The sequence below is a fragment of the Microbulbifer maximicatervae (SeqCode) genome, from assembly GCF_052468295.1.
Genome location: NZ_CP174340.1, coordinates 1,975,719 through 2,002,300, shown reverse-complemented (window position 1 = coordinate 2,002,300; position 26,582 = coordinate 1,975,719). Strand labels below are relative to the sequence as shown.

General features: G+C 49.1%; 21 protein-coding genes. 9 read left to right on the top strand and 12 right to left on the bottom strand.

Translation table 11 applies throughout. The annotated features are described in order from the left end of the window. The first annotated feature begins 6 nt into the window (after positions 1–6). From ACJJIQ_RS09005 to ACJJIQ_RS08990, 4 genes are all read left to right on the top strand, one after another. Positions 7–243, top strand: a complete 237-nt coding sequence (locus tag ACJJIQ_RS09005; protein ID WP_445364387.1) for a hypothetical protein — start codon at positions 7–9, stop codon at positions 241–243. Continuing rightward, positions 240–455, top strand: a complete 216-nt coding sequence (locus ACJJIQ_RS09000) for a hypothetical protein (protein WP_445364386.1) — start codon at positions 240–242, stop codon at positions 453–455. The genes ACJJIQ_RS09005 and ACJJIQ_RS09000 overlap by 4 nt, the downstream gene beginning before the upstream one ends. Further along, positions 442–3,231, top strand: coding sequence for a LamG-like jellyroll fold domain-containing protein (locus ACJJIQ_RS08995; protein WP_445364385.1), 2,790 nt, complete (start codon positions 442–444; stop codon positions 3,229–3,231). The genes ACJJIQ_RS09000 and ACJJIQ_RS08995 overlap by 14 nt, the downstream gene beginning before the upstream one ends. Before the next feature lie 513 nt (positions 3,232–3,744). Continuing rightward, entirely contained in the window at positions 3,745–3,990 is a 246-nt protein-coding gene (locus tag ACJJIQ_RS08990; RefSeq protein ID WP_444912950.1) for a DUF2164 domain-containing protein, read from the top strand. A gap of 49 nt (positions 3,991–4,039) precedes the next feature. Here ACJJIQ_RS08990 and ACJJIQ_RS08985 read toward each other — a convergent pair whose 3' ends face one another. Continuing rightward, positions 4,040–4,981 (bottom strand): DMT family transporter, encoded by a 942-nt coding sequence (locus ACJJIQ_RS08985; RefSeq protein WP_445364384.1) that lies wholly within the window; start codon positions 4,979–4,981, stop codon positions 4,040–4,042. Positions 4,982–5,084: 103 nt separating this feature from the next. On the opposite strand from ACJJIQ_RS08985, the gene ACJJIQ_RS08980 reads away from it, so the two are divergent. From ACJJIQ_RS08980 to ACJJIQ_RS08970, 3 genes are all read left to right on the top strand, one after another. After that, on the top strand, positions 5,085–5,990 hold the full coding sequence (locus ACJJIQ_RS08980) for a LysR family transcriptional regulator (protein WP_445364383.1): 906 nt from the start codon (positions 5,085–5,087) through the stop codon (positions 5,988–5,990). 118 nt (positions 5,991–6,108) lie between these two features. After that, positions 6,109–6,711, top strand: coding sequence for a nitroreductase family protein (locus tag ACJJIQ_RS08975; RefSeq protein ID WP_445364382.1), 603 nt, complete (start codon positions 6,109–6,111; stop codon positions 6,709–6,711). A gap of 267 nt (positions 6,712–6,978) precedes the next feature. After that, positions 6,979–7,890: a right-handed parallel beta-helix repeat-containing protein gene (locus ACJJIQ_RS08970; protein WP_445364381.1), complete on the top strand. Its 912-nt coding sequence runs from the start codon at positions 6,979–6,981 to the stop codon at positions 7,888–7,890. Positions 7,891–8,134: 244 nt separating this feature from the next. Here ACJJIQ_RS08970 and pbpC read toward each other — a convergent pair whose 3' ends face one another. The 3 genes from pbpC to ACJJIQ_RS08955 all read right to left on the bottom strand — a co-directional run bounded on the left by pbpC (position 8,135) and on the right by ACJJIQ_RS08955 (position 16,077). After that, positions 8,135–10,501, bottom strand: a complete 2,367-nt coding sequence (pbpC, locus tag ACJJIQ_RS08965) for a penicillin-binding protein 1C (protein WP_445364380.1) — start codon at positions 10,499–10,501, stop codon at positions 8,135–8,137. Continuing rightward, entirely contained in the window at positions 10,498–15,621 is a 5,124-nt protein-coding gene (locus tag ACJJIQ_RS08960; RefSeq protein WP_445364379.1) for an alpha-2-macroglobulin family protein, read from the bottom strand. The genes pbpC and ACJJIQ_RS08960 overlap by 4 nt, the downstream gene beginning before the upstream one ends. A gap of 297 nt (positions 15,622–15,918) precedes the next feature. Beyond that, the gene (locus ACJJIQ_RS08955; protein ID WP_282932647.1) at positions 15,919–16,077 is read right to left on the bottom strand and encodes a hypothetical protein; all 159 of its coding nucleotides are present in this window, start codon (positions 16,075–16,077) and stop codon (positions 15,919–15,921) included. Positions 16,078–16,232: 155 nt separating this feature from the next. Here ACJJIQ_RS08955 and ACJJIQ_RS08950 point away from each other — a divergent pair. Then, positions 16,233–17,371 (top strand): IS3 family transposase gene (locus ACJJIQ_RS08950; protein WP_445364378.1). Its coding sequence is split into 2 segments (ribosomal slippage): positions 16,233–16,482 and positions 16,482–17,371, totalling 1,140 coding nucleotides; the frame shifts between segments, so codons are not numbered across the junction. A gap of 676 nt (positions 17,372–18,047) precedes the next feature. Here the strand turns inward: ACJJIQ_RS08950 and ACJJIQ_RS08945 are convergent. Continuing rightward, entirely contained in the window at positions 18,048–18,467 is a 420-nt protein-coding gene (locus tag ACJJIQ_RS08945) for a hypothetical protein (protein WP_445364377.1), read from the bottom strand. 273 nt (positions 18,468–18,740) lie between these two features. Between ACJJIQ_RS08945 and ACJJIQ_RS08940 the strand changes: the two genes are divergently transcribed. Beyond that, a complete protein-coding gene (locus ACJJIQ_RS08940; RefSeq protein ID WP_445364376.1) occupies positions 18,741–19,802 on the top strand; it encodes an FAD-dependent oxidoreductase in 1,062 nt (353 codons plus the stop codon). 12 nt (positions 19,803–19,814) lie between these two features. Here the strand turns inward: ACJJIQ_RS08940 and ACJJIQ_RS08935 are convergent, their stop codons facing one another. The 7 genes from ACJJIQ_RS08935 to ACJJIQ_RS08905 form a co-directional block, all read right to left on the bottom strand. Next, entirely contained in the window at positions 19,815–20,132 is a 318-nt protein-coding gene (locus tag ACJJIQ_RS08935) for a heavy metal-binding domain-containing protein (RefSeq protein WP_413665654.1), read from the bottom strand. 492 nt (positions 20,133–20,624) lie between these two features. Then, on the bottom strand, positions 20,625–21,131 hold the full coding sequence (locus ACJJIQ_RS08930) for a GNAT family N-acetyltransferase (RefSeq protein ID WP_445364375.1): 507 nt from the start codon (positions 21,129–21,131) through the stop codon (positions 20,625–20,627). A gap of 93 nt (positions 21,132–21,224) precedes the next feature. After that, positions 21,225–21,596, bottom strand: a complete 372-nt coding sequence (locus tag ACJJIQ_RS08925; RefSeq protein WP_445364374.1) for a hypothetical protein — start codon at positions 21,594–21,596, stop codon at positions 21,225–21,227. Positions 21,597–21,906: 310 nt separating this feature from the next. Then, on the bottom strand, positions 21,907–22,278 hold the full coding sequence (locus tag ACJJIQ_RS08920) for a RidA family protein (protein ID WP_445364373.1): 372 nt from the start codon (positions 22,276–22,278) through the stop codon (positions 21,907–21,909). 137 nt (positions 22,279–22,415) lie between these two features. Further along, positions 22,416–23,324: an alpha/beta fold hydrolase gene (locus ACJJIQ_RS08915; RefSeq protein ID WP_445364372.1), complete on the bottom strand. Its 909-nt coding sequence runs from the start codon at positions 23,322–23,324 to the stop codon at positions 22,416–22,418. A gap of 88 nt (positions 23,325–23,412) precedes the next feature. Continuing rightward, the gene (locus ACJJIQ_RS08910; RefSeq protein ID WP_445364371.1) at positions 23,413–25,848 is read right to left on the bottom strand and encodes an ABC transporter permease; all 2,436 of its coding nucleotides are present in this window, start codon (positions 25,846–25,848) and stop codon (positions 23,413–23,415) included. Further along, the gene (locus tag ACJJIQ_RS08905) at positions 25,845–26,561 is read right to left on the bottom strand and encodes an ABC transporter ATP-binding protein (protein WP_445364370.1); all 717 of its coding nucleotides are present in this window, start codon (positions 26,559–26,561) and stop codon (positions 25,845–25,847) included. The genes ACJJIQ_RS08910 and ACJJIQ_RS08905 overlap by 4 nt, the downstream gene beginning before the upstream one ends. Between the last annotated feature and the right edge of the window lie 21 nt (positions 26,562–26,582).

Here is a 26,582-nt window from a genome sequence, read left to right as displayed (position 1 = left end):
AAAATTGTGAATTTTCTAATCCAGATTGCAGTGATGATCGTCGCCGCCTATGTATCGGCAGCACTCAATAAACCCCCTAAACCCAAACCGGCAGCACTCACCGATTGGGATTTTCCCACCCCGGATGAAGGTACCCGCCGCGCCATTATTTTTGGCGATCGCTGGACCCCCAGTTGGATGGTGTTGGGTGTTGGCAACTATCGCACCCGCCAGCTGAAGCTCGACAGCGGAGGCAAAAAGTGAGTGAAAAAAGCCTGGTGATTAAACCTCACCACATCCACCTGGCCGGGCTCTGTATTTCCGGCGCACGGCCCTGGTTTGCCCATCACAACCTGGAGATGGTAGATCTGCGCCGTGGGCGTATTACCACTGAAACCCTGGCGGCCACTGGCGATGCACTGGCCCAGCGGGTGATCGACGCCGCGCGCAAGGAGGCCGAAGATGGGGAGCAGTAGCAGCAAACCCCGTGTGATTGCCTATTACTTTGGCCTGCATATGGGCATCAGCGGCAGCGAAAACGATGAACTGGTAGAGGTCCAGGTGGGTGGCCTAACCGCCTGGCAAGGCTCGGTAACCAGCAACCAGGAAATCTACATTGATAAGCCAGATCTATTCGGTGGCAAAGAGCGCGAAGGCGGCATCCAAGGCACCCTGGATGTAATGATGGGTGAGGCGGACCAGCCAGTAAACTCAAAACTCCAGGCGATGCTCGGCGGCCTAGTACCGGCCTTTCGCCGCTGTTGTACCTTGTTCTATGACGGCATGATCAGCGTCAGCAATCCCTATCCAAAGCCCTGGACTTTTCGTTGGCGGCGCGCACTAAAAGGCTGGGATGGTGACGTCTGGTATGCAGATAAAGCCAAGATCCTGCTAGACGATGACAATATCCACGCGATGAATCCCGCCCATATCCTGGTGCAGTGCAATACCGACCGCCGCTGGGGCCGCGGGCTGCCACACGAGCGGCTCGACCTGGACAGCTACCAAGCCGCAGCCGACCAGCTGCACGCCGAAGGGTTTGGCCTCTGCTTTGTTTGGCTGCGTGAAGAAAACGTATTGGAGTTTATCCAGGTGGTGCTGGACCATATTGGCGCCGGGCAATATATCAGTCGGCGCACCGGCTTATTAACGCTTAGCCTGCTGCGCGATGGTTACAACAGTGATGACCTGCCGCTGTTTGATTACAGTAGTGGGTTACTGTCTATCGAAGAGGAAACCCTGGCGGTTAGTGAAGCCATCCCCAATGAAATTGTGGTGAACTGGCATGACCCCATCAATAACGAAGAACGCCAGGCCCGTGAGCAAAACCTGGGTGCTATCCAAGCGGCCGGAGCAATATTTTCCCAAACCGTTAACTACCCAGGCATACCCACCTTTGAGCTGGCCAGCCGCGTCGCGCAGCGGGATCTGCGCGCAAACCTGGGCCTGCGTCGTTTCAAAGTCCGCATGGACCGGCGCGGCTACGATATAGCACCGGGTGGGCTCTTCCGTATCAGCGCACCTGACAGAGGCATCGACAGTATAGTGCTGCGCGCGGGCCGAATGGATTATGGCACCCACCGCGAAGGCGCCATCACCATCACCGCACTGCAGGATGTTTTCGGCCTGCCTGATACCGTCTACAGCCAGGAACAGCCCAGCACCTGGCAACCCCCCAGCCGGATTCCCCAGGCCGTAATCGATCAAAAATTATTTGAGGTTTCCTACCGGGATTTATGCCTGCAATTATCCCAGACAGACCTGTCGGCCCTGGACGCAGACGCCGGTTTTATTGGCGCCTTAGGTGCGCGCCCCAACGGCCTGGCAGTGGACTATCAACTGGTAACCCGCGTAGGTAGTACCGAATATCAGGTGCGCGACACCGGTGCCTGGGCACCCATAGCTGCACTGCAGAGCGATATGGCGCACCTGGACAGCCAGGCAATCCTGGTTAACGGCGATGACCTCGACCTGGTGGAAACCGGAACCGCCGCCTTGATAGGTGATGAGATAGTGCGCATCGATGCGCTGGACACATCCACTAACACGCTGAGCCTTTCCCGTGGTTGCGCCGATACTATCCCCAGCACCCATAGCGCCGGCACCCTGGTCTGGTTCTATCAAGACAACGCCGCCGCCGACACTACCGAGTACCTTGATGGCGAAGAGGTCAGCGGAAAGCTCTTAACCCGCACCACCAACCAAACACTCAGCGAAAGCGCGGCCACTGCAAACATCGTCACCATCGACCAACGCCAGGCACGACCCTATCCGCCGGCCAATGTGAAGATTAATAGCAAAGACTGGCCCGAAACAGCCATTAGCCCGCTCACCATTACCTGGTCGCACAGAGACCGCAGCCTCCAACAGGATGTCCTGGTGCCTTGGACCGATGGCGATATTGGCCCCGAAGCCGGCACCACCTATAACCTGCGAATCTATGATGAAGGCAACAATGAAATCCAAAATGATGCGGGCCTCACCGAAACCACAGCCACAGCAACTGGCAGTGGGGGTGGTGGTAACGCCGCACTTCTACATTTTGAGGGCGACGATGGCGCGACAGGTTTTACCGATGAGTACGGCGGCCAGTGGACCGGCACCAGTGGAATAAAAATCAGCACCACCCAAAGCAAATTCGGCAACGCCTCCCTGTACTGCCCAACAGACAATGGCAGCGGCCTGGACCGTGAAACAGAAGATCAACTGGCATGGGGAACGGGAGATGGTTCTATTGATCTTTGGATTTATATCGAAGCGCTAAATGGCAGCGACAGCCGAGGCATTGTCGATTCCAGGTCTTATGGTAATTACAACCAGCCCAGGCCCTGTATTTATCTTGCTACAGATAACTCCATTCGATATTACGTGAATGGCTTAGCCCGCATTACCTCAACCACTGATATCCTAAGTGCAGCTCAATGGCACCATATCGCGCTAAGCCGCAATTCAGGCACCACCAAATTGTATGTGGATGGTGTAGCGGTAGGGAGCTGGACGGACTCCACAAATTACACCCAAGACCGCTACATTTTAGGCGGGATTAGTGACACCGACACTCTCCCAGGGTTGGGTGGCTGGTTAGATGAATTCAGGGTAACCAATGGCATAGGCCGCTTCCCCGACGACTTCACCCCACCAGACTCCCCATACACCACCAACCCACCAACAGTGCTGCGCATAGAACTGGAAACCAGCCGCGACGGACTCACAAGCCGCGAGATTTATAGCCACACACTAACCGTGCAATAAGGTTTTGCCCTGGTACAAAGGGCCGGCGTATTAATTGAGGATAAGGTGGGCGGGTGGGATCTAAAGATATCAATTAAGCCAACCAACCTAGCGGAGTTTGACCATGTAAGCAGAGACGATAAAAGAAATGAGAAATTTTCCAGCCCTAAGAGTTATACAGCTTAGGGCTGGCGCAAATCGAAGAGTTGCAAAAGAATTCCACAGTGCGCAAAAATTAGAAGAGCTTATTTAATGCATTAGTAGTCGCGAATTATCGCGCGCGGCTACAGGCTCTATGAAACAGTAAGATCTATAAATGGTCCGAGCGCTGATACTTACGGAGATATTATCAGTGAGTATGGGACATCAAAAATTAAAATAGTGGATTAAATATTGTCGCAGTAAATAGCCGGCAAAGTTTTGATACTAGATGCCGCCTCAGATGCCACCATATGGTGGTTCGGTAAGAAGTCTGGGGCTAAGACTGCTGCATCTGTGTCATACTTGCACACTTTCTCTATTGGGGGTGGCGGTATGTCTGAAATACAGTTGGAAGAAAGACGGAAGTTAGAGCTAATCGAAAAGGTTAGAGGTTATCTGTCTAAAGAATTTGAGCTGGAAATTGGCGGTTTTGAAGCGGAGTTCTTTATTGATTTCCTTGCAAAGGAGATGGGAGCCGGATTTTATAATCAGGGTTTACATGATGCTCAAGTAATAGTGTCCTCTAAGTTGGAGGATATTTCTGATGCAATTTATGAGATAGAAAAGCCTGTCGACTAGAATTATTGCACCTGTTGATGGCAGTACGATTCTATCTCTTAGAAGCTATTCAAGGATATTGATTTTTAGGTTTTTCTGCCTGGATAAATAGCATGGCTGCAAAAACCAATACTATTCCAGGTATGAAACTGATATTAAAGTTTGCCATTTCCAATACTATGGCCACTATAAGTACAAATATTGGGTTCAAGAAGCTATACGCCGCAACTTTGGTTGCCCCGATCTTTAACGTGCTGAATTGCAGCAGGAAAAAACTAATTAAAGTTGAGAATAGGGCTAAATAGAATAGCCCGCCGTAAGTCTCGGTGGGTATATTTCGCCATTCTATCTGGTTTAAATTTGGAAAAGAGAGCAATAGTAACCAGAGCGCGCCAAATAGAATAACCCAGAATGTCATGACTTCTGTAGGCTCCCCTGAATGAACCTTCTTGATAAGCGGGTTATAAAAACTGAGAGATATAGCACCTAGGGTGAATATCCAATCCCCTTTATTTAGGTCTAGCATTATCGCTGTTGTGATACTCCCCTTGAATACAATCCAGGCTGCACCCAGAGTCCCAAGGGTTAGGCCGATAACTTTGCGGGTGCTGCTCCGCTCGCCATTGATGATCAAAGTAAAGATGGCTGTCATCGCCGGAACGGTTGTAAAAAGAGCGCCGGTATTCACTGCGGTGGTGTATTTGAGTGCTTCAAACATACACCAGAAAAAGATAACTAATGGGATACTGAGTAGTGTATACCCCAGTAGTTTTTTGGGCTCTGGAAGCTGAATCCCGTGCTTTAAAAATATGAAGGGTGCAAATAGTCCCGCCGCAATTAAGAATCGAATCAACATCATGAAATCCGCCGGGAGTGAATCGGCGATTAACTCCCCAACAGGAAATGATCCTGCAACCAGTAGTGTACAAAGTATCATCAGGCAGTGAACCCACCAGAGCGAGGTGTTGGGGCTTGTAGTTGATGGGGTTATGCCCTTGGTAAGCTCACTCATGCTTCTTGCCTCTATTAGCGAGAGATAAGTGTATGTCGTTTCTGGTAAACTGATAATCCAGCATTATAGACACTCACTGTTGAGGAGAAGGAAACAGTCGCTTATGGAGACAATTGCAGCGATTCCAATATTTGTGACTGTGGCAGAAACCGGTGGCTTTTCCCCGGCGGCAAAGTTACTTGGCATCTCAAAATCAGCGGTAAGCAAGCGGATTACCCAGTTGGAGCTGCAGCTTGGGGTGAAGCTTTTGCACAGAACTACGCGAAAGTTGAGCCTGACGGAGGCTGGGGAGCATTTTTATGAGCACGCACGCATTGCTTATAAATCGGCCAAAGATGCACAAGACGCAGTTCTGCAGCTACAGGGGGAGCCTCGGGGGCGCTTGCGGATCAATGCTCCTATGTCCTTTGGTAGATTGCATCTGGCTCCCTTAATTCCCGTATTTATGAAGCGTTACCCCGAGATTAGTATCGACATGGTACTGGACGATAAAGTTGTCGATTTAGTGGGGGAGGGCTTTGATATCGCCATTCGCGGAGGTGACCTTCCCGATACCAGCCTGATTGCCCGCAAACTTGCACCTCTGAAAAGTGTACTCTGTGCGTCACCTTCCTACTTGAAGGAATTCGGAGAGCCCACAGAGCTGGAGCAGTTGAGTGCCCATAATTGCCTGGTTTTTACTTATTCCAGGGATGTGAAAGAGTGGGGTTTTATCAAAGACAATCACTTACATACCATCGAGGTGAAGGGTAACTACCAGGTAAATAATAGCGAGGCACTGCGGGAAGCTCTTCTCCAGGGGGTGGGAATTGGCCGCTTACCTACCTTTGTGGCAGGACCAGATATTGAGGCTGGGAAGCTAACTCCTCTATTCGAGGAGTACCAGATGCCTGCCAAGTCTATCTACGCGGTTTTCCCTGAGCGGCAGTTTATGCCAGCCAAAGTCCGCGCCTTTATAGACTTTGCAATAGAGTACTTTGGCGGCGATACACCTTACTGGGATCAGTAAACTGTTAACCTTTCGTCAACAGTAAGTCTCCGCCGAGCCCCATTATCAACGACAAGGAAACCCAATAAGCTTCTTCTCATCGACATTCAATCAACGAACGATAGTCAGAGAGAAACTTATGGAATTGTTTAAAGCTGTTGAATCCCGCCGCTCGGTTAAGCATTTCGATGTCACTGCAGAGATGCCTGCCGAGGACTTCACCCGTCTGGTCCAGGCGACCATGTTGTCGCCGACTTCTTACAATATCCAGCACTGGCGCTTCCTGCGCATCACTGACATTTCCCTCCGCAGCCAGCTTAAAGATGCAGCCTGGGGGCAGCAGCAAGTAGAAGATGCTTCTGAGTTGGTCATACTTTGTGCAGATATTAATGCCTGGAGCGATCGGCCGGAGCGGTACTGGGCCGATGCGCCGAAAGGGGCTCGGGATGTGTTAGTGCCAATGCTAACTGAGTTCTACAAGGGTAAGCAGCAACTACAGCGGGACGAGGCTATTCGAAGCTGCGGATTGGCAGCACAAACCATGATGTTAGCGGCAAAGTCGATGGGATATGACACAGGTGCAATGGTTGGGTTTGACCCAGAGAGAGTCGCTGAGCTGATCAATTTGCCCGAAGGTTATTTGATCGGGATGATGATAGTGATTGGAAAAGCGGCAAAAGTTGCGAATGGGCGTGGTGGACAGCTGTCGATAAATGACGTCCTGTTCGAGAATAGCTTTTAAGGAGATGATAAATAGGGATGAATCGCTATTGAGGTTCTTTTAGTAGGCCTCAAGGATTAATTGGGTAAATTGTAAAGGCAATTACAGTGTCTATTTACTGGCGTTATCAAAGTTTCGTTATGCTTGCCTAGCTCAAACAATAGATGGGAGATAGAGCAATATAATGAAAGCCCCCTTAGGCTCAGAATAAATTCTTTTCATTGATATTGGAAACGTGAAGGGTGGCTTATGCCTACAATTTTCTTATATCAATGAGAGGGACCTGCCATGAACACCTGTTACCACAAGTTAGTCACAGTTTTCGTCACAAGTGCTACTTTATTCTCATCACCACTAGTTATGGCTGTTGATTGTGGCGATGTAATAACAACAGCTGAAACCCTGTCGGAAACGCTGAATTGTGAACTGAGCCTGGCGAATCCCTATGCAGTGACAGTAACTGGACCCAATGGAAGTCTTACGATGGCAGAGGGCGGGGAAATTATTTGTGATAACCCAAATCTAGAAGGTATTGCTGGAATTTTGGTTAATGGATTATCTGGTGCCGTTTATGGTGGGACGATAACCGACTGCCCAGATGGTTTAAACCTGGAGGGAGATGGATTTCATACCATAGATGGAATTATGATCTTAAACTCTCCACGAGAGGGAATTGTTATTGATAGTGACTCCAATAATATTGTTGGGAATCAAATTATTGATACTGGCAATGATGATGGTATAGATGTTAGAGGCGATCGAAACCAAATTATCAATAATTATATTGAATCAGCCGGTGATCAGGGGATTACGGTAAATGGTGTGTTTACACTGGTTCAGCTAAATACTGTTGTCGGCAGTACTGATGGTGATAACGGAATTGATATTAATGAAAGTCACACAACAGTTATTCAGAACTTTGTTACCGGCAGTGCGAGTAATGGGATTGAACTCAATGTGGATGTATCAAGTACTTCTATAATACAAAATATAGTCATGGAAAATGGCACAAATGGCTCGCCTGATACAGCCGGTATCAATATCGCTGGATTCGATAATGAGAATAATATAGTAGTAGGGAATACGTCGCTTGATAACTCTGCAGTTGATTTGCGTGATCCTACCGATCCAACCTGTAGTGGAAGTAATACTTGGATTGGCAATACTCATGTAACAGCAGAACCTGCCTGTTTGGATTAAAATCGGGGAGGCTTTTAATCTGGGAAAAGTAGAAGCGTGTAAGTGATACTGCTGGAGAAGGCGGAAAGATATACTGCGTTTAAGGTGTACTGTGCATTCGTGTGTTCCCTATTTTGGGAGTTACTAAAATTAAACCCGAACTACGATGTTCCACGCCAATGCTGACACTCGATTGCCGATAGGGTGACACTAAGGGCTATGTTCTGCGAGAGAAACGACATGGCAGTCTTCTGCTTTATGAAAATCAGTTGTCGTTTCCTACAAAAATCTCAATCCGATCGACATTCCCGCTAGCATCCAGTACAGCAATTTGGTGCTTACCACTTCCCGGAAGTAGTGCCAGGTTTTCATTTCCGAGGGTTTCGCCCTTGGGTTCACCGTTTAGGAACCAATAGCGCTTTCCCTGTCCGCCAATCGCGCTCAGAGTTAAACGCGGAAGTGGGGCATTTTTGCCGGTAGGTCGATACTGGTTACCATCTCCAGCTCCGACAATCTTTAGTGGGGTCCCTGTTGTTGCCGTCGGGGTGTAACACTCGGGAGCAGTCGGAGGGATTTGTTGGGCCCGGGTTTGGTTTGCGGGTAGCCAGGATTCCAGTTCTTTCGGCCAAAGGGCTAGGCTATGCCTTTCAGTAGTAGAATCCATACAACTGGGCTTTACCCGCATACCTTGCCGGTTTGCAAAGAAACTAAAGGTTTGTGCTGCCCGCAGAGGCTCACCTTGCGGCGATAGTGTTCTGGGTGTGCGCCCTTGGATTAACCAGGCGTTGTGTTGCAGATGGCAGTGGCTGGTTTGTGTGAGCGTCTTCTGGCCCCCAAGCGGCCAACAAATAGTCTCATGAGTTACTGAGTCTGGCTTTTTCAGGTGCTGTTGTTTGTTGTCTGGTAATGCGGCGATAACTGTGTTCAACAGAGGTGTGGCACTAATGGAGCCATAGTAACCGGGTAGGGGAGTGCCATCCGGTCGGCCTACCCAAATGCCGACGGTGTAGCCGGGAGTTACGCCAATCGCCCAGGCATCCCGATAGCCGTAGCTGGTGCCTGTCTTCCAGGCGATATCTGCCTTGTTTTGTCGCACCAGATTGCGCCAACGGCGGGAACCTCCGCGATTGGAAGCGAGCATTTCAAATGTAATCCAAGCCGCCTCAGAAGACATCAGATGCCTTTCACGTACGGGCTCCTCGGGTAAATAGCGGGGAGCTGCAGTCTGGCCTCCCCGTGCCAGTGTGGCATAAATACCTGTCAGCTGGTCAAGACGAGCACCTACGCCCCCCAAAATCATGGCCAAGTTGGGTCTACCACCACTGGGAAACTCTAGTGCTAGTCCGGCATTCTCCAGGGCTGCGGCCAATCGACCGGGGCCGTAATGTTCCAGTAGCTGAACTGCAGGGACATTGAGAGATTTCTGAAGGGCGGCAGTGGCGGTGACAGGGCCGGCGAAGCCTCGATGGAAATTTTCAGGGCGGTAATCGCCGTAGATGCGGGGCGCATCGCTGAGCAGGGAGGCGCTGTGAATCAGGTCCTCATCAATGGCAAGTCCGTACAAAAAGGGTTTGAGCGTAGAGCCCGGTGAGCGTACAGCCCTGGCCATATCCACATAGCCATAGCGGCGCCCGTTGCCAAAATGAGAAGCTCCCACGTAGGCTCGCACGGATAAATCGGAATTCTCCAAAACTACAACAGCTGCAGATGTTTTGGCTGGATAGCTATCCATATGATCGCGCAGAAAATCTTCCAATCCGCGCTGGATGTTGCCGTCGATTGTGGTGCGAATAACTTCTTGATCGCTGATGGTATTTACCAGTCTGCGAGCTAGGTGTGGGGCGTTTTGTGGGAATTCCAAGCGTTCCGCATAGACCTGCTCAAGTTGAGCGCGCTCAACATCCTCTGCGCTCCAGACGGTAAATGACTGCAGTCTATCCAGAACTTTGTCCCGGGCTTTTTGTGCCTTTAGAGGATGCCGATCTGGCCGCAGGCGGCTCGGAGCCTGAGGCAGTACAGCTAGCAGTGCAGCTTCCGCATGGGTAAGGTCGGAGGCTGGTTTACGCAGGTATAGGCGGCTGGCTGCTTCCACGCCTTCAATATTGCCACCGTAAGGTGCGAGGTTCAGGTACAGATCGAGAATTTCATTCTTGCTGAAGTGCCACTCCAATTGCAATGCACGCAATATCTGCTTGGTTTTGCCCGGCAGAGTTTTGCGGTGTGGGTCCAGTAGTCGCGCTACCTGCATGGTGAGAGTGGAACCGCCGGAAACGACTCGTCCATTGCGAAGGTATTGGACTGAAGCTCGCAATAGGGCTAGCGGGTTTACGCCTGGGTGCCGATAGAAGTGTCGGTCTTCGTAGTTGAGAAGAGCTTCGATAAAGCGCGGCGATACATTTTCCCGAGATATTGGGTATCTCCAAACTCCGCGACTGTCGGCAAAGAAGCGTAGTGGTTTGCCGTAACGATCTGCAACGACCCGTGCAAAATCTTGAGTTTCGGGAAGAGGTGGAGGGAAAGCAAAGTCGAGCAGTAGCAGTACCGCTGTGAGGGCGGCGGGCGCAAGCAGCAGTGCGCGAACTCTGCGACTGCTGCTTTGCCAGGCTCTCCGGATAGTGGCCAACAGCTTCACTGTTTACCGATTACCCGCAATTGCGTTAGGGGATTTTCACCGATAGCGAAGCGTTCCGGTTTGTACATATCCTCTACGTAGGGTGGGGGCACCTGATAGTTGCCGGGGGTTACTGCGCGGGCGATATAGAAGAGATTGGTGGTTTTGTATCTCAGCTGATCCAGTGCCGCCACAAAGCGGTCATCGCGATATTCAGTGTGCTGGATATTGTCCTGGGTGTCCTGCCACTGGGCGATAGTTTTGCCATCGAACTGGAGTTCATCCACTTTGACACTGTCGGCCAGGTTTTGATTCTCCAGCTCAAAACCTGCGGGCAATAGGTCCACTGCAAGTAGGTCGGGCAGGCGCTGGTCCGCATCAATTTGCAAACGCACCAGGTAAAGCTCGCCCTCACGAACCTGGTTGGGAATGACTTCCGTGCCATCCAAATTGTGGTAGCTGCGTTTGATTCTGACACCTTTATCCATCGCCGCCTCAGGTGACTTCTTGCTGTAACCATTGATGGTAATTGCTGCATAGAGTTTTTCTATTTGTGCAGTTACCTCAAGTGCGCTGGCGGCTTCGCGCCCGCGGAATAATGCGCTGTGCGGGTTATCGCTATTGAGCTCGCGCAAGCCATCAATACTGGCCAAAGTCGCAGACCAGTTTGCGCTGCTATTGAGTTGCAACTGTGCTCCAGCCATAAACACACTATTGCGCTCCTGGGTGCTGAGATATTGGCGACCGTGGAGAAGATCGGCCAGCTCGAACACCAGGGATTCCGTTTTATCACCTGCGAAATTGTGCTCTAGGAGCAGGGAGATCATTTGGGCCGTATCCCGTAGGTCTGATCCATAATCGCCATAGTAGCTGCGGCGTTTGCGCTCGATTTCAAGCGCTTTTTGCAGGGCCTCCTGGGCCAAGGTGGCATCGCCCATGGTGTGCAAAGCGATTGCCATATGCAGATTGGGTAAGGGAGATTGGGTCAGGCTAGAGCCGCTTTCATAAAGGGTACGCAGTTGCCCGAGAGACACTTTCTGTACTCGTGAGAGCACATAAGCTGCGTAAGCTCTTGAGGCATAAGCATAGAAATCGGGACTATAGCTATAGCGTTGCTGATAGAAAGCACCGCGCTCACGGGCGTAATCCTGCAGGCGCCTGAGTGCGGATTCCAGGCGGTTATCGTCAAATACGATTCCCTGGTCCCGGGCCCGCAATAGAAGATCGACTACATAGGCGGTTAGCCACTGGCTTTCGGAAGACTCGGAACTCCATAGGCCAAAGCTGCCGTTCCCTTTTTGCATACTGAAAATGCGCTCAATACCTGCGTCGATACGTTCGGCCCGTTCATTCTCATCCAGAGGTTCAAGGCCCAGTTTTTGCTGTCGCTGCGGCGTTGCCATGACTAGCGGGAAGGTCCGGCTGGAGGTTTGTTCCAGGCAGCCGTAAGGGTATTGCAGGAGGTTGGATAGGTGATCCTGTAACTGCAGTTGCGGTCGGCTGTCCAGGGATACCAGGGTTTGAACAGTTCCAGGCATTAGGGAATCCAGGAAGCTGCTATCGGCACTGAAGCTCTCGCCCTGGGACAGGAGTCTGCGCTGGTTTCGTGTGGTTGCCGGCCAAGCGGGGCGCACGCCCAGGCGCCACTGCTGTTCGATATCGATATTATTTCCATCTTTATCGACGGCACCCTGCATGACCAGTTTGAACTCCGCATCTCCGGTGGCATCTTTGGCGGTGATAGGGAAGCGCAAAGTTTTGCGTTCACCATCCGCCAGTTCCAGCATCCGCTCACCCATTTCCAAATCTACCGCGCCCACTGATTGCATATTTACAGTGAGTTTTTGGGAGCGGCCACTTAAGTTATTGAGGTCAAGGGCCAGTGTGCTGCTATCACCAGGGGCCATAAAGCGAGGCAAGGCGGCTTGGGTGACAACCGGTGAGGCGACTGTTACTTCTCCGTCGGTGCTACCGAATCGGTCTTTGCTGAAAGAAACCGCCATCAGGCGCAGCTGTCCGTTAAACTCCGGTAGTTGTAGCGCGACCTTCGCTTGGCCCTGAGTATCAAATTCAACGGGTCCTGAGAATAAAGATACTATTTGAACGTCGGAGTTGGGCTCGTCGCCGCCTCGGGCCAGTTCCGCATCGCCGCCAAAACGTTGCTCCACCAGTTTGCCACTGTTGGATTCAATAATGCGATGATAGATATCCCTTACATCCACACCATAACGGCGCTGGCCAAAAAAGGCCTCGAAGGGGTCCGGGGTTTTGAAGCGGGTGATATTGAGTACACCGACATCGACGGCGGCCAGGGTGGTCCAGGCTTTGCTTCCGTTTTGTTCGATAGAATTTTCGTCAGTAGAAATGGTAACTTCAATTTCCGAGCCGGGCAGGGCATTCGTGGGCGCTTCTAGTGAAATGGGCAGACGCCGAGGATCACGATCCAGGGGCAAGTGGGCGAGACCAAAAGCGCGATTGGGGGCGATACGCTCATTCTTGTCCGCAGGGCGCAGAGCCGTAACAGAAATATAGGTGTCGTGGCGATCCCACTCAGGAGAGATTGGGATTTCGACATTGGTGCCCGACTTTTCTACAGGTAGTCGTTTGGACCACAATAGTTGGTCGCTCTCCACCAACACCAACGCCTCTCCGTCAGCGGGCGGTACTATGGTGAGTTGTGCCAGATCTCCAGAAGAGTACCTTGGTTTATCCAGTGATAGGGCCACGGTATCCGGACGCGCGGCCTGGCCTTTGGCTACTTGATCCTTACGCCACCAGTAATACCAGTCCCGGCCGGCGTGGAAGCGTAAGCTGCTGGTTGCTCCCGTATTGGTATCAGTGACTTCTAAGCGGTAGTGGCCGTGTTCCACTGGGACTGTGAGCTTCAGGGGCTGCTCTTCGGTGAATTGGAGCTGGCGACTGAAAGTTTCGAATTCAGCACTTGAGTATTCATAGTGCCAGCCCCGATTTGCAGAGTACTCCCAAAAGTACTGGCGGTCTTCGGAAATTAACACCGCTTTGAGATCCCGCCCGATAACAGGCTCGCCCTGTGCGTCGGCAACCACTATTTCAAATTCAGGCCTGCTGTTGGCCGAGGGGTTTTCCTCTCCAAAATTTGGGCGAATACCTACCACCGGGTGTGTGGGCCATACCAGGACTGGATGTTGGCGAGTTACCGGGCGGCCGCCGGATTCGAACAGGCTGGAAACCAAGTTGATTTTCAGAGGGCTCTTTGCTCGTTTCCAACGGGAGCGCAAGGTCAGATTGCTCAACCCTTCCTCATTGAGTTCAATCGTTGGGGCATGAAACTGTCGCGTGGGTAAAGATTCATTAGTGTTCCCAAATAAGAACCCTTTCCACTGGGGGAAGGGCTCGCGATAGTGGCTAATTTGCACCAGAGTTTCCAGGCGGTTTTTTGCCGCTGGCGCGCCATAGAGATAACTACCTTCTACTTGAAGTTCGAAAGATTCTTTATGGCCCTCTACCAGACTGCGCTCTTCACCGTCTTGCAAAACCAGCTTCATTCGCTCTGGCAATAATTCTTCTACCTTAAATGGATATTTCACTTTGCGCCCATCGGCTAGCTCAACATCCAGGCGCCAGTCACCGGTAGGTGCATTTTGTGGAAGTGGGATAAGCTTTTCGTAGTATCCGGGCGCGCTGGCGTGCCATGTGAATGCGCGCGCGCTGGTATTGTCCGGCTTTATGAGTTCTGCCTTGATCGGCAGGCCTTTGATATAGCGACCATCATAATTGCGCAGCAGCCCGCTCACCTGGATCGATTCATTGGGGCGATACAGATCTCGCGGGCCATACATGAAAAACTCCATCGGTCTCGAAGGGCGCTGGCCCAACTGAAAATCCGAAAGGTCCAATGCAGGTTCACGTAGGTCGAGTATGGAGAAGTGACCGGTATCAGGATCTCTTGCGATGAAGAAGCGCTGTGAGTCTTCCTGCTCCTGCGTCAGAGCAAAGCGCACCTGGCCGTCTTGGTCGGTTGTGTATTGCTGGATTAGCTCCCCTTTGTTGTTGAGCAGCTCAACCTCAATGCCCTTAAGAGCCTGCCCTTCATCCAGAGATGAAACATAGAGGTCAACACTGTTTGGATAGTACCGCGCATGAAGGCCTAAGTTGGAGATGGAGAAGTGGGTGACATCATAGAGATTAGTGTCATACACGCCTGCCGGCTGCATAACTGCGACATAGATTCCTGGTTGTTGCAGGGGCTTTATATGCCCGATAGAGAGGTCGAAATCTCGCTGGACGTATTTCTCCTTGGTGAGATCGAACTGGGCACTATAGACAAAATCGGCCACTTGATTGAGAGACTTTAAGCGATAGTAGTATTTTAGTGACTGGCTTTTGATCAGCCTGAAGAACTCGGAATAATGCTCAGGTTTCACTCTATGGAAGTGAATCTGTGCAGCCTCAACACTGACTGCAGTAACAGGTAGGCCGGGAGTTACCGTCGCGGGAAAAATACTTCCATTGCTGGCAAAGCTGATACTGGGCTCAATCCGTCGGGTGCGAATCTTCTCCTGTTTCTCTTCCTGTAACTCCAAGCCGTTTTCGCCGGGCAGACCCGGGAGCACGGTGAGTTTATAGCGAGTATTTGGTTCAATATGAGGAAAATAGAGAATTTTCTGGTTATCGGAGAGAACCCAACCACCATCTACACGCTCGCCATCGTCACGGGATAGATTCAAGTAGGAGCCAAAATGGGCATTGCCCAGTAAAGGTTCAGAAAAGATAACAGCGATGGCTCGTGCATCTTTAAACGTCCGCTCCCCAACATGGAGGACCTTTAGAAAGTGATCCCCGAAGATTTGAGTACTGGCACTGGCTGTGACTTGTGCAGAGGTAGCATCATTCTCTGTCAGCTCAGTAGAATTAGTTTCAGAAGTGCGCTGAACTTCATCAGCTTTCGAGCTTATTTCACTAGAAGAGGCCGCTTCTTTTTTATGCGCTTTCTCAGTGGCGCTGAGAGCTTGTGCCTGGTTGTTACCCTCTTCAACGCTCCCGCCTTCCGCAAGCTTGGGGGGTTCAGCGAGTTTTTTCTCTGACTTTTCTTGTGAGCAAGCCATAGCAATAAGACAAAGAAGAATGACCGCAATCCAACGTGGTGAGCGGTGAAGAGACATGGGTATTTCCTTATAGAATCCATTTAACGGCGCACAATTTAGTCCGTCTTTACATATGTCTCAAGTTTCCTCCATGGTTTCCGAACTCGGTATCTACTTCTGATGCAAGTGTGTACCAATAGTGAGGTGGGGATTACTGATGGCTAGAAAATAAATTTATAGAATGATGGGATGGCAATTAGGTGGCTTAGGGAGTAAGCGACCTTCCTGTTCTATGGTGCCAGGTTGAGGCGTGCAGTTTATTCGACAATCACTAGCTCAATTGAATCTAGCCGAAATAACGTTATATCACTACATCTATGTTGGCTTCTTTTTACGTTTAAATAGCTTAATCCAGAAGATTCCTTCAAAGATAATGCCAAGAGCAAGGAAGATTACTCCTCCCACAGGGACTCCGAAAGCGTAGCAGGCAATCGCCGCAAATAGAAATAGTAGTGCGGTGGCAATTCTTTTCACTTTGATATTCCTTTGTTATGCCTCAGTTCTAGCCTAAGCTTGTCCTACTTCAAAGACTATACTGAATACCGGACTTAAACCCAACATAAATATGTAGTGGTCTAATCCTTCCGGACACTTCGCTAAGATGGTAAAACTACCAAGCGAGGTGAAGTATGACAACAAAAGGTACACGCCGGTATTTCAAGCCGGAATTTAAGAAAGACGCCGTAGCGCTAGTCTCTGAGCAAGGGTATTCAATTTCTAAAGCAGCAGAGGCTGTAGGAACAACAGCCAATAACCTGCGACGCTGGATAAAGGAACTGAAGCAGGAAGAAGACGGTGTAAGGTTGGATGTAGGTGAGCGCGCAGAATTAGAGCGATTACGACGTGAAAATAAGCAGTTGCGGATGGAGAAAGAAATCCTAAAAAAGGCCAGCGCCTTCTTTGCGAAAGAAATGAAATAAAGTACAGCTTTATTGAAAAACAGCAAGGCAGCTTTCCTGTTAGGGTGCTCTGCCGGGTAATGCAGGTAAGTAAGACTGGCTATTACGATTGGTGTTGCCGTGGTAGTAGCTCAATAGATGCTCAAACATGGCAACTATGCCATCGTTTGAAGGCCCTATTTGCAGAATCTAGACAGAGCCTCGGAAGTCGTCGGTTAATGAAGCTGTTACGTAAAGAAGGTTTTGAAGTCGGGCGCTATCGAGTCCGCAAGCTCATGAAAAAGCTAGGCTTGGCAGTAAAGCGTAAGAAGCGATTTACAATAACGACAGACAGTAAACATCACCTACCGGTCGCAGAGAACCTTCTGAATAGGGAGTTCTCACCGAGTGCTAAAAATCAAGTTTGGACGACTGATATTACATATATTTGGACTTCGCAGGGCTGGTTGTACTTGGCGGTAGTGATTGATCTCTATTCGCGCCGGATTATTGGTTGGCATCTAGATCGGAAGATGGAAACGGCCCTGGTAACTCGTGCGTTGATGATGGCTGTCAATTTGCGTTCGCCTCCAAAAGGTCTCCTGCATCACTCTGATCGTGGCAGTCAGTATGCCAGCCATACCTACCAAACGTTATTGAGTCAGCATGGGATGGTGTGTTCAATGAGCCGTAAGGGAAATTGTTGGGACAACGCACCGACTGAACGTTTCTTCAGCAGCCTGAAGCGGGAGTGGGTAACAGGAAACCTTTATCCGACAAGGGAGGATGCGGTAGCGGATGTAAGAGCCTATATTGCTTATTACAACTCACGCAGAATACACACAACACTGGGAGACCTAGCCCCTATCGAATTTGAGAAATGTGCTTGAAGAAGTGTCCGGTTGGAGTTGACCACAACAATAATACCCAAGCATAGAACTGTGGAACAAAAAGCTAAAGGCAGATAGAGTTTGTGATGGCCATGCCTGACCCTGTAAATCGTCACCACTATCAGCGAACTTAAGGCCAAAAGTGCTGATAAGCCTAGAGCCATCAAGATGACTTGAACTTCGGTAACACCATCATTTCCGGCAACTAGCGTCGGTTCTAAATACTTGGGGCCGCTTTGCCCGGCAGCTGTTACAGCGGAGACACTTTTGGCTAGAAGCAGTTCGTTACCATTAAGCCCTCGCCAGTACTCCATAATGGAAATAAGAGTTGCTATTGAACTTGCTATAAGGCAAAGGCTGATTTTTGAACCTGTAGCCATGATGCTTGAAGTTGGGGGCATACAGAATGTCTTATTTTGTCTTTCTATTAAGTTTGCTTTGCCAGAATGTGATTATTAAGCAGGCAGCTAATGTAGGTATGAAAACGACTAAAGCTTGAAATATCAATATGGAGGCCTGGAGCTTCAGAATTTTACCTTCACCAAAAGAGTTATCGTAAATGTAATGTGCAGCCAGAGTGTAACTTAGGCTGACTATTATAGAAGTAATCAGTGATCTTAGAATCATTGTTTTAGTTAACTATGATAACTCAGCTTGGATGGTCTTTAAGGATAAACTAAACCTGTGTTAGATTTCTAAGGAAATTATTAATTGACTCTTGTAGTTCGTAATCCTCTGCACTGACAGAATAGATATGTGCTTTATGGGCAAATTCCAAGGCTTTATCTTGTTTTTTTAGCCTCAAAAAATGTTCAGCCATTTCCAGGGCAATTGAAGCTGAATACAAAGGGAGATCTAATTTTATTGAGCAGTTAAGTCCCTGGGTGTATGCCTGTATTGCATCCTCACAGCTTTCTGAAAAATCACCCAAAGCCTCCCACTGTAGGGGATGGTCTAGCTCGCCTCCGGCATATTTTGCGCATAGTCTCTCTAGCGAGTTGAGGGAGTCTTGGCACCCAGCTTTATCCCCAGAGGCGGATTTATTGACTATCTCAAGTGCGAGTCCATGTACATCATCGTAAAGTGGTGTAATCATTTAGAAATTATATCCAAGAGATGAAATATAAAAATATCGATATAACAGTGGGTAATTATTGGCAAGACGAGCCTTTTGTCTATCGTTGCCAGATATTAGAGTTTTCGACTTCGCAAGTTTAAGTACGTCCTCACCAAGCCGTGACTGGTATTGCTGTGAAGAGATCACAGATAGCGGCCGAGGTTTTTTTATGAAGAGTCTCAGACCAGCTAGTCACCCTTACTCTTTCATATGTACTATCTTACTGTTAGGTGGGGTTATATGAGGTAGCCTGTGAAAGTACTGATTGTTGGGGCTGGGCCCACGGGCCTTACAACAGCGGTCGAGCTTGCTCGGCGAGGGCTATTGCCAAGAATTGTGGACCGCCGGGATAGCGCTTCAACCCTTAGTCGAGCGGTGGGAGTTACTTCTCGCAGCCTTGAGTTGCTTTCACACTCTGGCGTTTCTGAAAAGTTGATTGCTGAGGGGATCTCGGTTCAGAGCGCATGCATTTACCTAAATACGCATTTAGCACTAGAGTTTCCCCTCCATTCCAATCGGACCTATTTTCCTGCAATTCTTGGACTCCCTCAAGACAGAACTGAAGCTCTCATGGCTCAGGTTTTATCTGGTATGGGAGTCGAAGTTGAATACAAGAAAGAACTCAAAACCCTTACCGAGGAACAGAGTGGAGTAGTAGCTTTTTTTGACAATGGTGAAGAGGAGCGATTTGACCTGGTCGTAGGAGCGGATGGTATTCGCAGTACTGTTCGTGAAGCTGCAGGTATCAGTTATCCTGGATTTGATTTGGATGAAGTGTGGTCAATCGCGGATGTTGATACAGGGGATTGGCCTCCTAAAAGAAAGTTTACCTTGGTCAAAATGGAATCTGGCGTGGTCGCTGTTGCGGTGCCATTGGGAGAAGGCCGACACCGTCTGGTAGCTAGCTGTGATAATGCAATTAAAGCATTTCCGATGGCGGTGGATGTTAAGAAGGTTAGGCGGGAGGGAACCTTTAAAATCTCAATTCGACAAGCGGAAACTTACTCAAAGGGCAGGATACATCTAGCTGGGGATGCTGCCCATTGCCACTCTCCGGTTGGAGGTCGTGGTATGAACCTTGGGATAGCTGATGCAGCCGAATTGGCAAAACGAATCACTGAGGGGCAGCTCCTAGGCTACTCTGAATTGCGCCATCAAGAAGATAAAAAGGTTATTGAAGTAACTGAGCGTGGCCGGAAAATGATTACTGGACAATCCCTGAAAGCAAGATTTGAATTTCGGGCGTTAATCGCTGCCGCCAGCTCTATTCCTGCGGTGCGGAGAAAACTGGGGCAGTTTGCGGTAGAACTTTAGGGGCATTCCAACCTATTTTTTTAGTTTTACAGCTGTACCAAAAACAAGAATTTCTGAGGAGCCATCCATAATTGCACTTGTAGTAAAACGAATTCCTACCACGGCATCAGCGCCTTTTTGCCGGGCACTGTCACTCAACCTTTGAAAAGCTTTGTTTCTCGCTTCGGTCAGCATTTCCGTATAGCCTCGTATCTCTCCACCGACAATACTCTTTATACCTGCCATTAAGTCACGGCCGATATGTTTTGATTGAACAACGTTGCCCGTAACGATATCCAGTACCTCCGATATTTCCCTTCCTGGTACTGTTTCTGTAGTTGAAAAAATCATATCATTTCCTTAATTATAATTACCTATATTTTTGGCTATATTGGTGATCTTACCCTAACCTGGATCCGTTATGCGAATATATTTAATTGTTTGATGGTGGTCGAGTGCTTTTTTTTAGCTACCGTGTCTTTTCTGGACTTTAGCTTTTATCTTACATTAAATGAGGTAGGGTTCCGGGGTGAAAAGTGTAATGATCATATAGGTCAGTAACTTTTGATGGAGTAAGAGCTAAATTAAATGCAATTCATTAATTGCGGCATTTTTCTCAATGATAAGTTGTCCACTTTTATTTTGGGTATAAATGTGAGAGGGAAATCAGTGCCCTCAATAAAGTCTCGGCTACTCAATGTAATAGCCCTTGCTGCGCAAAAGCGCGCAGTTATGACCTTAGATTAGAGAGGATTTGGTAAAATTTAGGTTAAAAATCCCTAGTGGGGTTAATGTGGGTACATAAAAGTTGCTTAAAATGTACTCCCTCATGATGTGCTTATTTCATGCTTTCTCCTTTCTTAAGGGGAGTAAGCACTGCCAATAACCAACATCTATCCACTGGTTAAATTTTCGGCCGACTTCTTTGAAATGAGCAACTTTTTCCATTCCAAACTTCTCATGAAGTGCTACGCTGCCTGCATTTGGTAGAGCTATGCCGCAGATTACTGCGTGGACATTGAGTTCACTTAACTGTTTAAACAGTTCATTATAGAGCTTCGAGCCCCAGCCTTTAGAAGAATAGTTCGTGTCCAAGTACACGGTAGCCTCCACCAAATACTGGTAAGCACAGCGTCCTTTCCATTTACTGGCATAACAATAGCCAATTAAACGGTCCTCATTCTTAGCAACTAACCAGGGAAGATTGTTTTTTGAGCATTCTTCGACTCGGTCGGCGATAATTTCCGGAGAAACTGGCTCTGCCTCAAAAGTGATACAGGTATTCTCCACATAGTAATTGTAGATTTTAGCAATCCCAGCAGAGTCAGAAGCTTTAACTGCTCGTATCATACTATTGTCTCTCCCTATGTTTGATAGTATTGGCCAGAGATTGGTGGTGAACTGACAAGCCAGATACCCGCTGGCTGGCTCTGTAAAGCTTTATCAATGCTTACTTTTCTTTTTACTATTTAGCGACTTTTCCATGGCCTTTGATTCTTCTAGTGTACGAACGGACCAATCTATTCGCTGCTGATCATAGACTATATCAGAATCAATGTTATACAGTCTCCAGATCCCAGAGTCATCTTTAACAAACTGAGTGCCGCACCACTGTGGCTGACCAAGATTCATCATTAAGCGATCCCAAGTGGCCGCCTTTAGCCAATTAGCTTTATTCTTATCCTCTGCCAGGGTTGCTGCAATAGTGGCAAGAGCATGGGCCAGTCTTATATCTTCTGACTTATTACCATGCTGGAAGATAAGTGCTGCATGATAGTAATCCTTTGACGTTCTAATATGCCCATTCTCAAGCATTTTTAAGACTTTTATCCGCCGGGTTTTGTCTTCATGATTTAGTGATTCCCAGTCAATGTCACGGTGGGGGGCAATGCGCGCGCTTTGGTCTTGGGTGAATAAATCAGTGAGCAGTTTATTTTCCTGTGCAACCTTCTCCTTTGGTATTTCATGTATTGTTACTTAATTACTAGCAATAGAATATTGGGCCGAAATGCAATATAGAATAGTAATGGCTTTTGTCGTTAAGTGTCTCATGCTCAAATGTTAGGTCTCACTTTTCGTGCGTGAAGTGTAAGGTAGATGTTGTGAAATTTTGTAGGCTTCATCACTAAAGGGCTGCTATAGCTTCTATTTCTACTAGTAAATCTGGATGTATTAGTTTTGAAACTTCCACCAATGAACAAGCGGGTAAACTTTCTTCGTAAAATTGAAAAAGTAGCTCTCGAATGGATGTTAGATTGCCAATATCGCGAACAAAGATTGTTAGTTTGACTAAATTATTTTTTACCAGTCCCTCGCAATCAAGGATTATTGAAAGCTGGGAAAGTATTTCAGTAGTCTGAGCAATCAAGCTAGAAGATTGTACTTCGGTTTTATACGCTGTAAGGCCAGATATGTATAGGGTGTTGTTGTGCTTTGTTGCGTGTACATAAGGGCCTGCAGCTTGGGGAAGGTCTTGGTAGTTTATCCTTTCGATCATTCTATCTACTTCTGTGCTCTGTAATTGGGTGATTTACTAAATTAAAACAGGAAGATTCCAGTCTTAGTTATTATTACTAGTGGCTAGTGTGTCAGCATTGCTACTATGATTGGCTCTTATTACCCTAGTAGTTTACTTTACTCCGATAGTGTAGAAAGTAAGAAAGGATTGTTCTGGAGTATTTTCAGGAACTTTAGATATTCATTCCCAACATTTTCAGGAGCCTCCCACTGCGGATAATGCCCAATCGTTCCCAGCTCAACAATATCTGCTGGACGATCAATCACTTGACGAAATCGATCCACCATATGCTTCCCTGAAACTGGGTCCAGTGAGCCATTGATTAGCAATAGGGGGCCGGGGTATTGCTTTAGGGCGTCGACCCAGCGCTGACGATGTTGGCGCCTGTCGCGCATATAGCTGATTAGTTTATAAAGGAGCCGGTTGCCATTCTTATATTGGAGAATTTGCCACAAGTCTCGCAACTCTCTGTCAGAGGGTTGTGTCTCTGGTCCGAAAATGGCACTGAAGCTGCGGCAAAACTGCCGGTAATTCATCAGTTTATTGATCAGGAAGCCTGCGGGAGAGAGCAGCAGTTTTTGTACGAAACGCGCTTGATGAGTTTCTGGAAACAGACCTCCGTTTAGCAGGCATGCTGAGGCATACCTCGTGGTACCACCGCTATTGGCTCTGGCGAGTAACTCCTGGGCAACGGTATCCCCATAGTCATGGGCCAGCAGGTGGACCTTGTTGATGTTTAAATGTTGCAGAAGAGCTTCATGTAAATCAGCTTGCCCGTGGATACTGTAGTTATGCTGCTTGGGTTTGTCTGAGTAACCGAATCCCAGCATATCCATAGCAATACAGCGATAGTGCGCTGTCAGTTGGGCCCATACCTTTTGCCAGTCATAACTACTGGTTGGAAAACCGTGAATCAAAAGCAGCACTGGTTTATTTCGGCAGCTTGGGTTGCTATCGACATAGAAGAGTTGGTGGTTTTGATAATCAAAAATCTTTCCGTTTGATAACCACTGCTGAGGCTGCATTGGCTGTTCCATTTCTTATTGTTGTATTTGCTGTAAAGATTGCACGATGAGCGCGCAACCTCAAGCAGCGGCTACAGGTGGAAAGTAATTATCCTGTTCCTTGCAATGCGTAAATCGCGGGCTTGTTGATTATCTTCCATACTGAAAGCAGGGTCACCGAGGCGGTTAGGCCGATAATAAGCAATGGTGGTAGCAGCCAGCCCCATAGGCTGGTTTCAATACTGAACTCGCTTTGCTCAAGCCAAAGCGCCAGAGGGACGAGGACCAAAGTCGCTACAGCGATACCGATAACGACGGGAATCAGGCTATCGATCAGGGTGTGATAGAAAATCGTCGCTGGGCGGGCGCCGATTGCCATGCGCACGCCAAGCTCAGTACGCCGCAGTTGTACACTGTAACTGAGCACTCCAAAGATACCGATGGCAGCGAGGCTAAGTGCCAGTAATGTCAGGGCGGTGGTTACCCAAACTGAGACCCGGTCATTGCTTAAGAGTAGGTCTCGCGCCTGCTCCAGGGTGAATAGCTCAGAAACTTTGTACTGCCTGTTTACTTCGGCAAACTCCCGATTAATCTCTGTGGTGCTGAGCGGTTGGTGAGGCTTATGTCTAAGTACGAGTAGGGGATAGCTCACGTTGATACCGCGCACAAATAAGCGGGCGGGTTCCTTTTTGCCGGGCAGGCTTGCGTTGCGTACTACACCGACCACTTGGTAGGGCAAGTCACCTCGCCAGTAGTAGCTATTGCCTAATACTTCTCCATCCGGCTCCAGTTGCTGGGCCAGGGTTTCGTTGACGAGCATCATGCGATTGTTATCGGAAAATTCAGCCGCATTGATATGGCGGCCAGCTATCAGTGGCATACGCAAAATGGAAAGGTAGTTTTCGTCGACCACTGTGGTCTTGGCCATCACCGGGTTTTGTCGGCTGGCATCATGACTCAGGGATGTGGTCCAGAGTGGCCGGCTGATGGAGATAGGAGTGTTTAGGCTCAGGCTGGCATTTTGTACTTTAGGGTGCTCCAGCAATCTTTGCCTGATGGCCTTCAGATAACTCTCCCGTTCGGCAGTGGGGGCACTCCTAAGATTGCCGATATTCAGAGTCATCACTTGAACGTTGTCCAAGGGGAAGCCAAAGGGCTGGTTAATCAGTCGGTTAGCTTGAAGGAAAATCTGCAAGCTGGCGACGATAAGCAAACTGGTCATCGCCACTTGGCTGCTGATGAGGACTTTGCGGATTAGAGGCGAGATCTGTACGCCGGAACCTTTGCCGCTGCTCTGCAGCATTTGATTCAGTGCGCGGTAATTAACCTGGCGACTGACTATGGCTGAGAAGAACAGGGCGAGCAGTAAGGCACACAACAGTGCAAAAACCAGTGTCTGCCAGTTTAAGGTGAGCTCTTGAATGCGAGGAATTTGTTCCGTAGCCATCACCTTTAATACTTCCGTCGATCCCAGGGCTAAAAGTAGAGAAAGTAATGCAGCCCCTAACATAAGTAGGCCGATTTCACATAGCAGGGCCAAAAAGATATGTTTTTTATGTGCGCCCAACGCGACCTGTATCGCCATATTGCGTTGTTGTTTGGCTGCGCGAGAAAGAATCAGGTTGGTAACATTGGCGCAGGCAATTAACAGAAGCACCAGTGTACCGCCCATTACCATTAGGGTTCGCGTGGCGCTGTCGCCAAGTATTTTATTGGCGAAGGGGGTGAGTCGGTATTCAACGGACCTTTCTACCGAAGAGGATCTTCCCGCTAGGGCCGCTTGATACTGGGCATCCATTAATGTGCTCAATTCATGCCCCGCACTGGCGGGGTCAATGCCCGGCTTCAGCTTTCCTGTGAGCATGCGGAAAGGCAGGAAGCCTCTCCAATTATTTCTGCGCTCTACTTGTGTATCGTTAAAGTCCCAGGGCAGCCAGACCGCCGTTTGCCGGCCCTGCTTATAGATTTGGGGTTCAATGAAGTCTTTGGCAGTGACGCCGACAATGCGAAAGTCCACCTCCCCAAATTGCAGGCTTTGCTCCAAGACATTTGGGTTGCGCCGGAACATCTGCTCCCAGGTTTGATAGCTGATAACCGCCACGGGGACTCGGCTATCGAGCCCTTCATCGGCATTGAATTGTCTGCCCAGGGCCAGGGGTGCTCCAGCCAGCTGGAGATATTCCGGAGAGACATAGGAAACATTAACCCGTGGTGATCCGGATAAATTGCGAACCACATCTTCCCAGAAGTACACCAGGGCGCTGGACTCGAAGAAACTATCGTTCTTATAGATTTCAACCAGGGCGGGGTATTGGCTGTTGTTTTCCAGCCGCAGCTGCTTGTTCTGGTAGAGATTACCATTCACGACATACAGCCGATCTTCGTCCGGGTAGGGTAGGGGTGTGGCTAACAGTTGGTAGTTGAGATTAAATAGTGTTACCAGGGCGCCGAGAGTGATACCCAGGGTCAGAATAATAGTGGTGGCGTAGCTCCGCGCCCGATTGATGGACTGGAGGGCGATGGACAGGTCCTTTGTGGTGATCATAGGGCCATCTCATGGGGCTCTAGTATGGGCTGCGGTGTTGAGATTTTTCCATCCAGCAGATGCAATTGGCGGCTGGCCATGTCTGCATAACGAGGGTCATGGGTCACCATGCACAGGGTGGTCCCTTCATTATTGAGCTGTCGCAGCATATCCATTACTGCATCGCCATTGTGGGAATCCAGATTGCCGGTGGGCTCGTCCACCAGCAGTAGGGATGGATTGCCAACTAGCGCGCGGGCTATGGCGATTCGCTGCTGTTGGCCACCGGATAACTGGTTAGGTTTGTGAGAGGCCCGGTGACTCATTCCCACCTTCTCCAGGCAGTGTTTCACTTTTTTGTCGGCTTCAGGCTTGGGAATGGGATTGCGGCGGTATCGCAGGGGTAGGGCGATATTGTCGTAGACAGAGAGTTCGTCAATCAGGTTAAAGGACTGGAAGATAAAGCCTACTTTCTCGTTACGAATTGTTGCCGCCTCACTTAGCGTCAATTGAGCGACTTCAGTGCCTTCAATCTCATAGCTGCCGCTGGTGGGGAGGTCCAGCAGGCCGAGAATCGAGAGAAGTGTGGATTTACCGCAACCCGAGGGGCCGCAGATAGAAACAAATTCCCCCGAGTAAATACTCAGGTCAACGCCCCGCAGGGCGTGAGTTTCCATTTCTTCGGTGCTGAACACCTTGGTGATCCCGGCCATATGAAGGATTGGCTTGGACATAGCGAACTCCCTGTTCTCGCT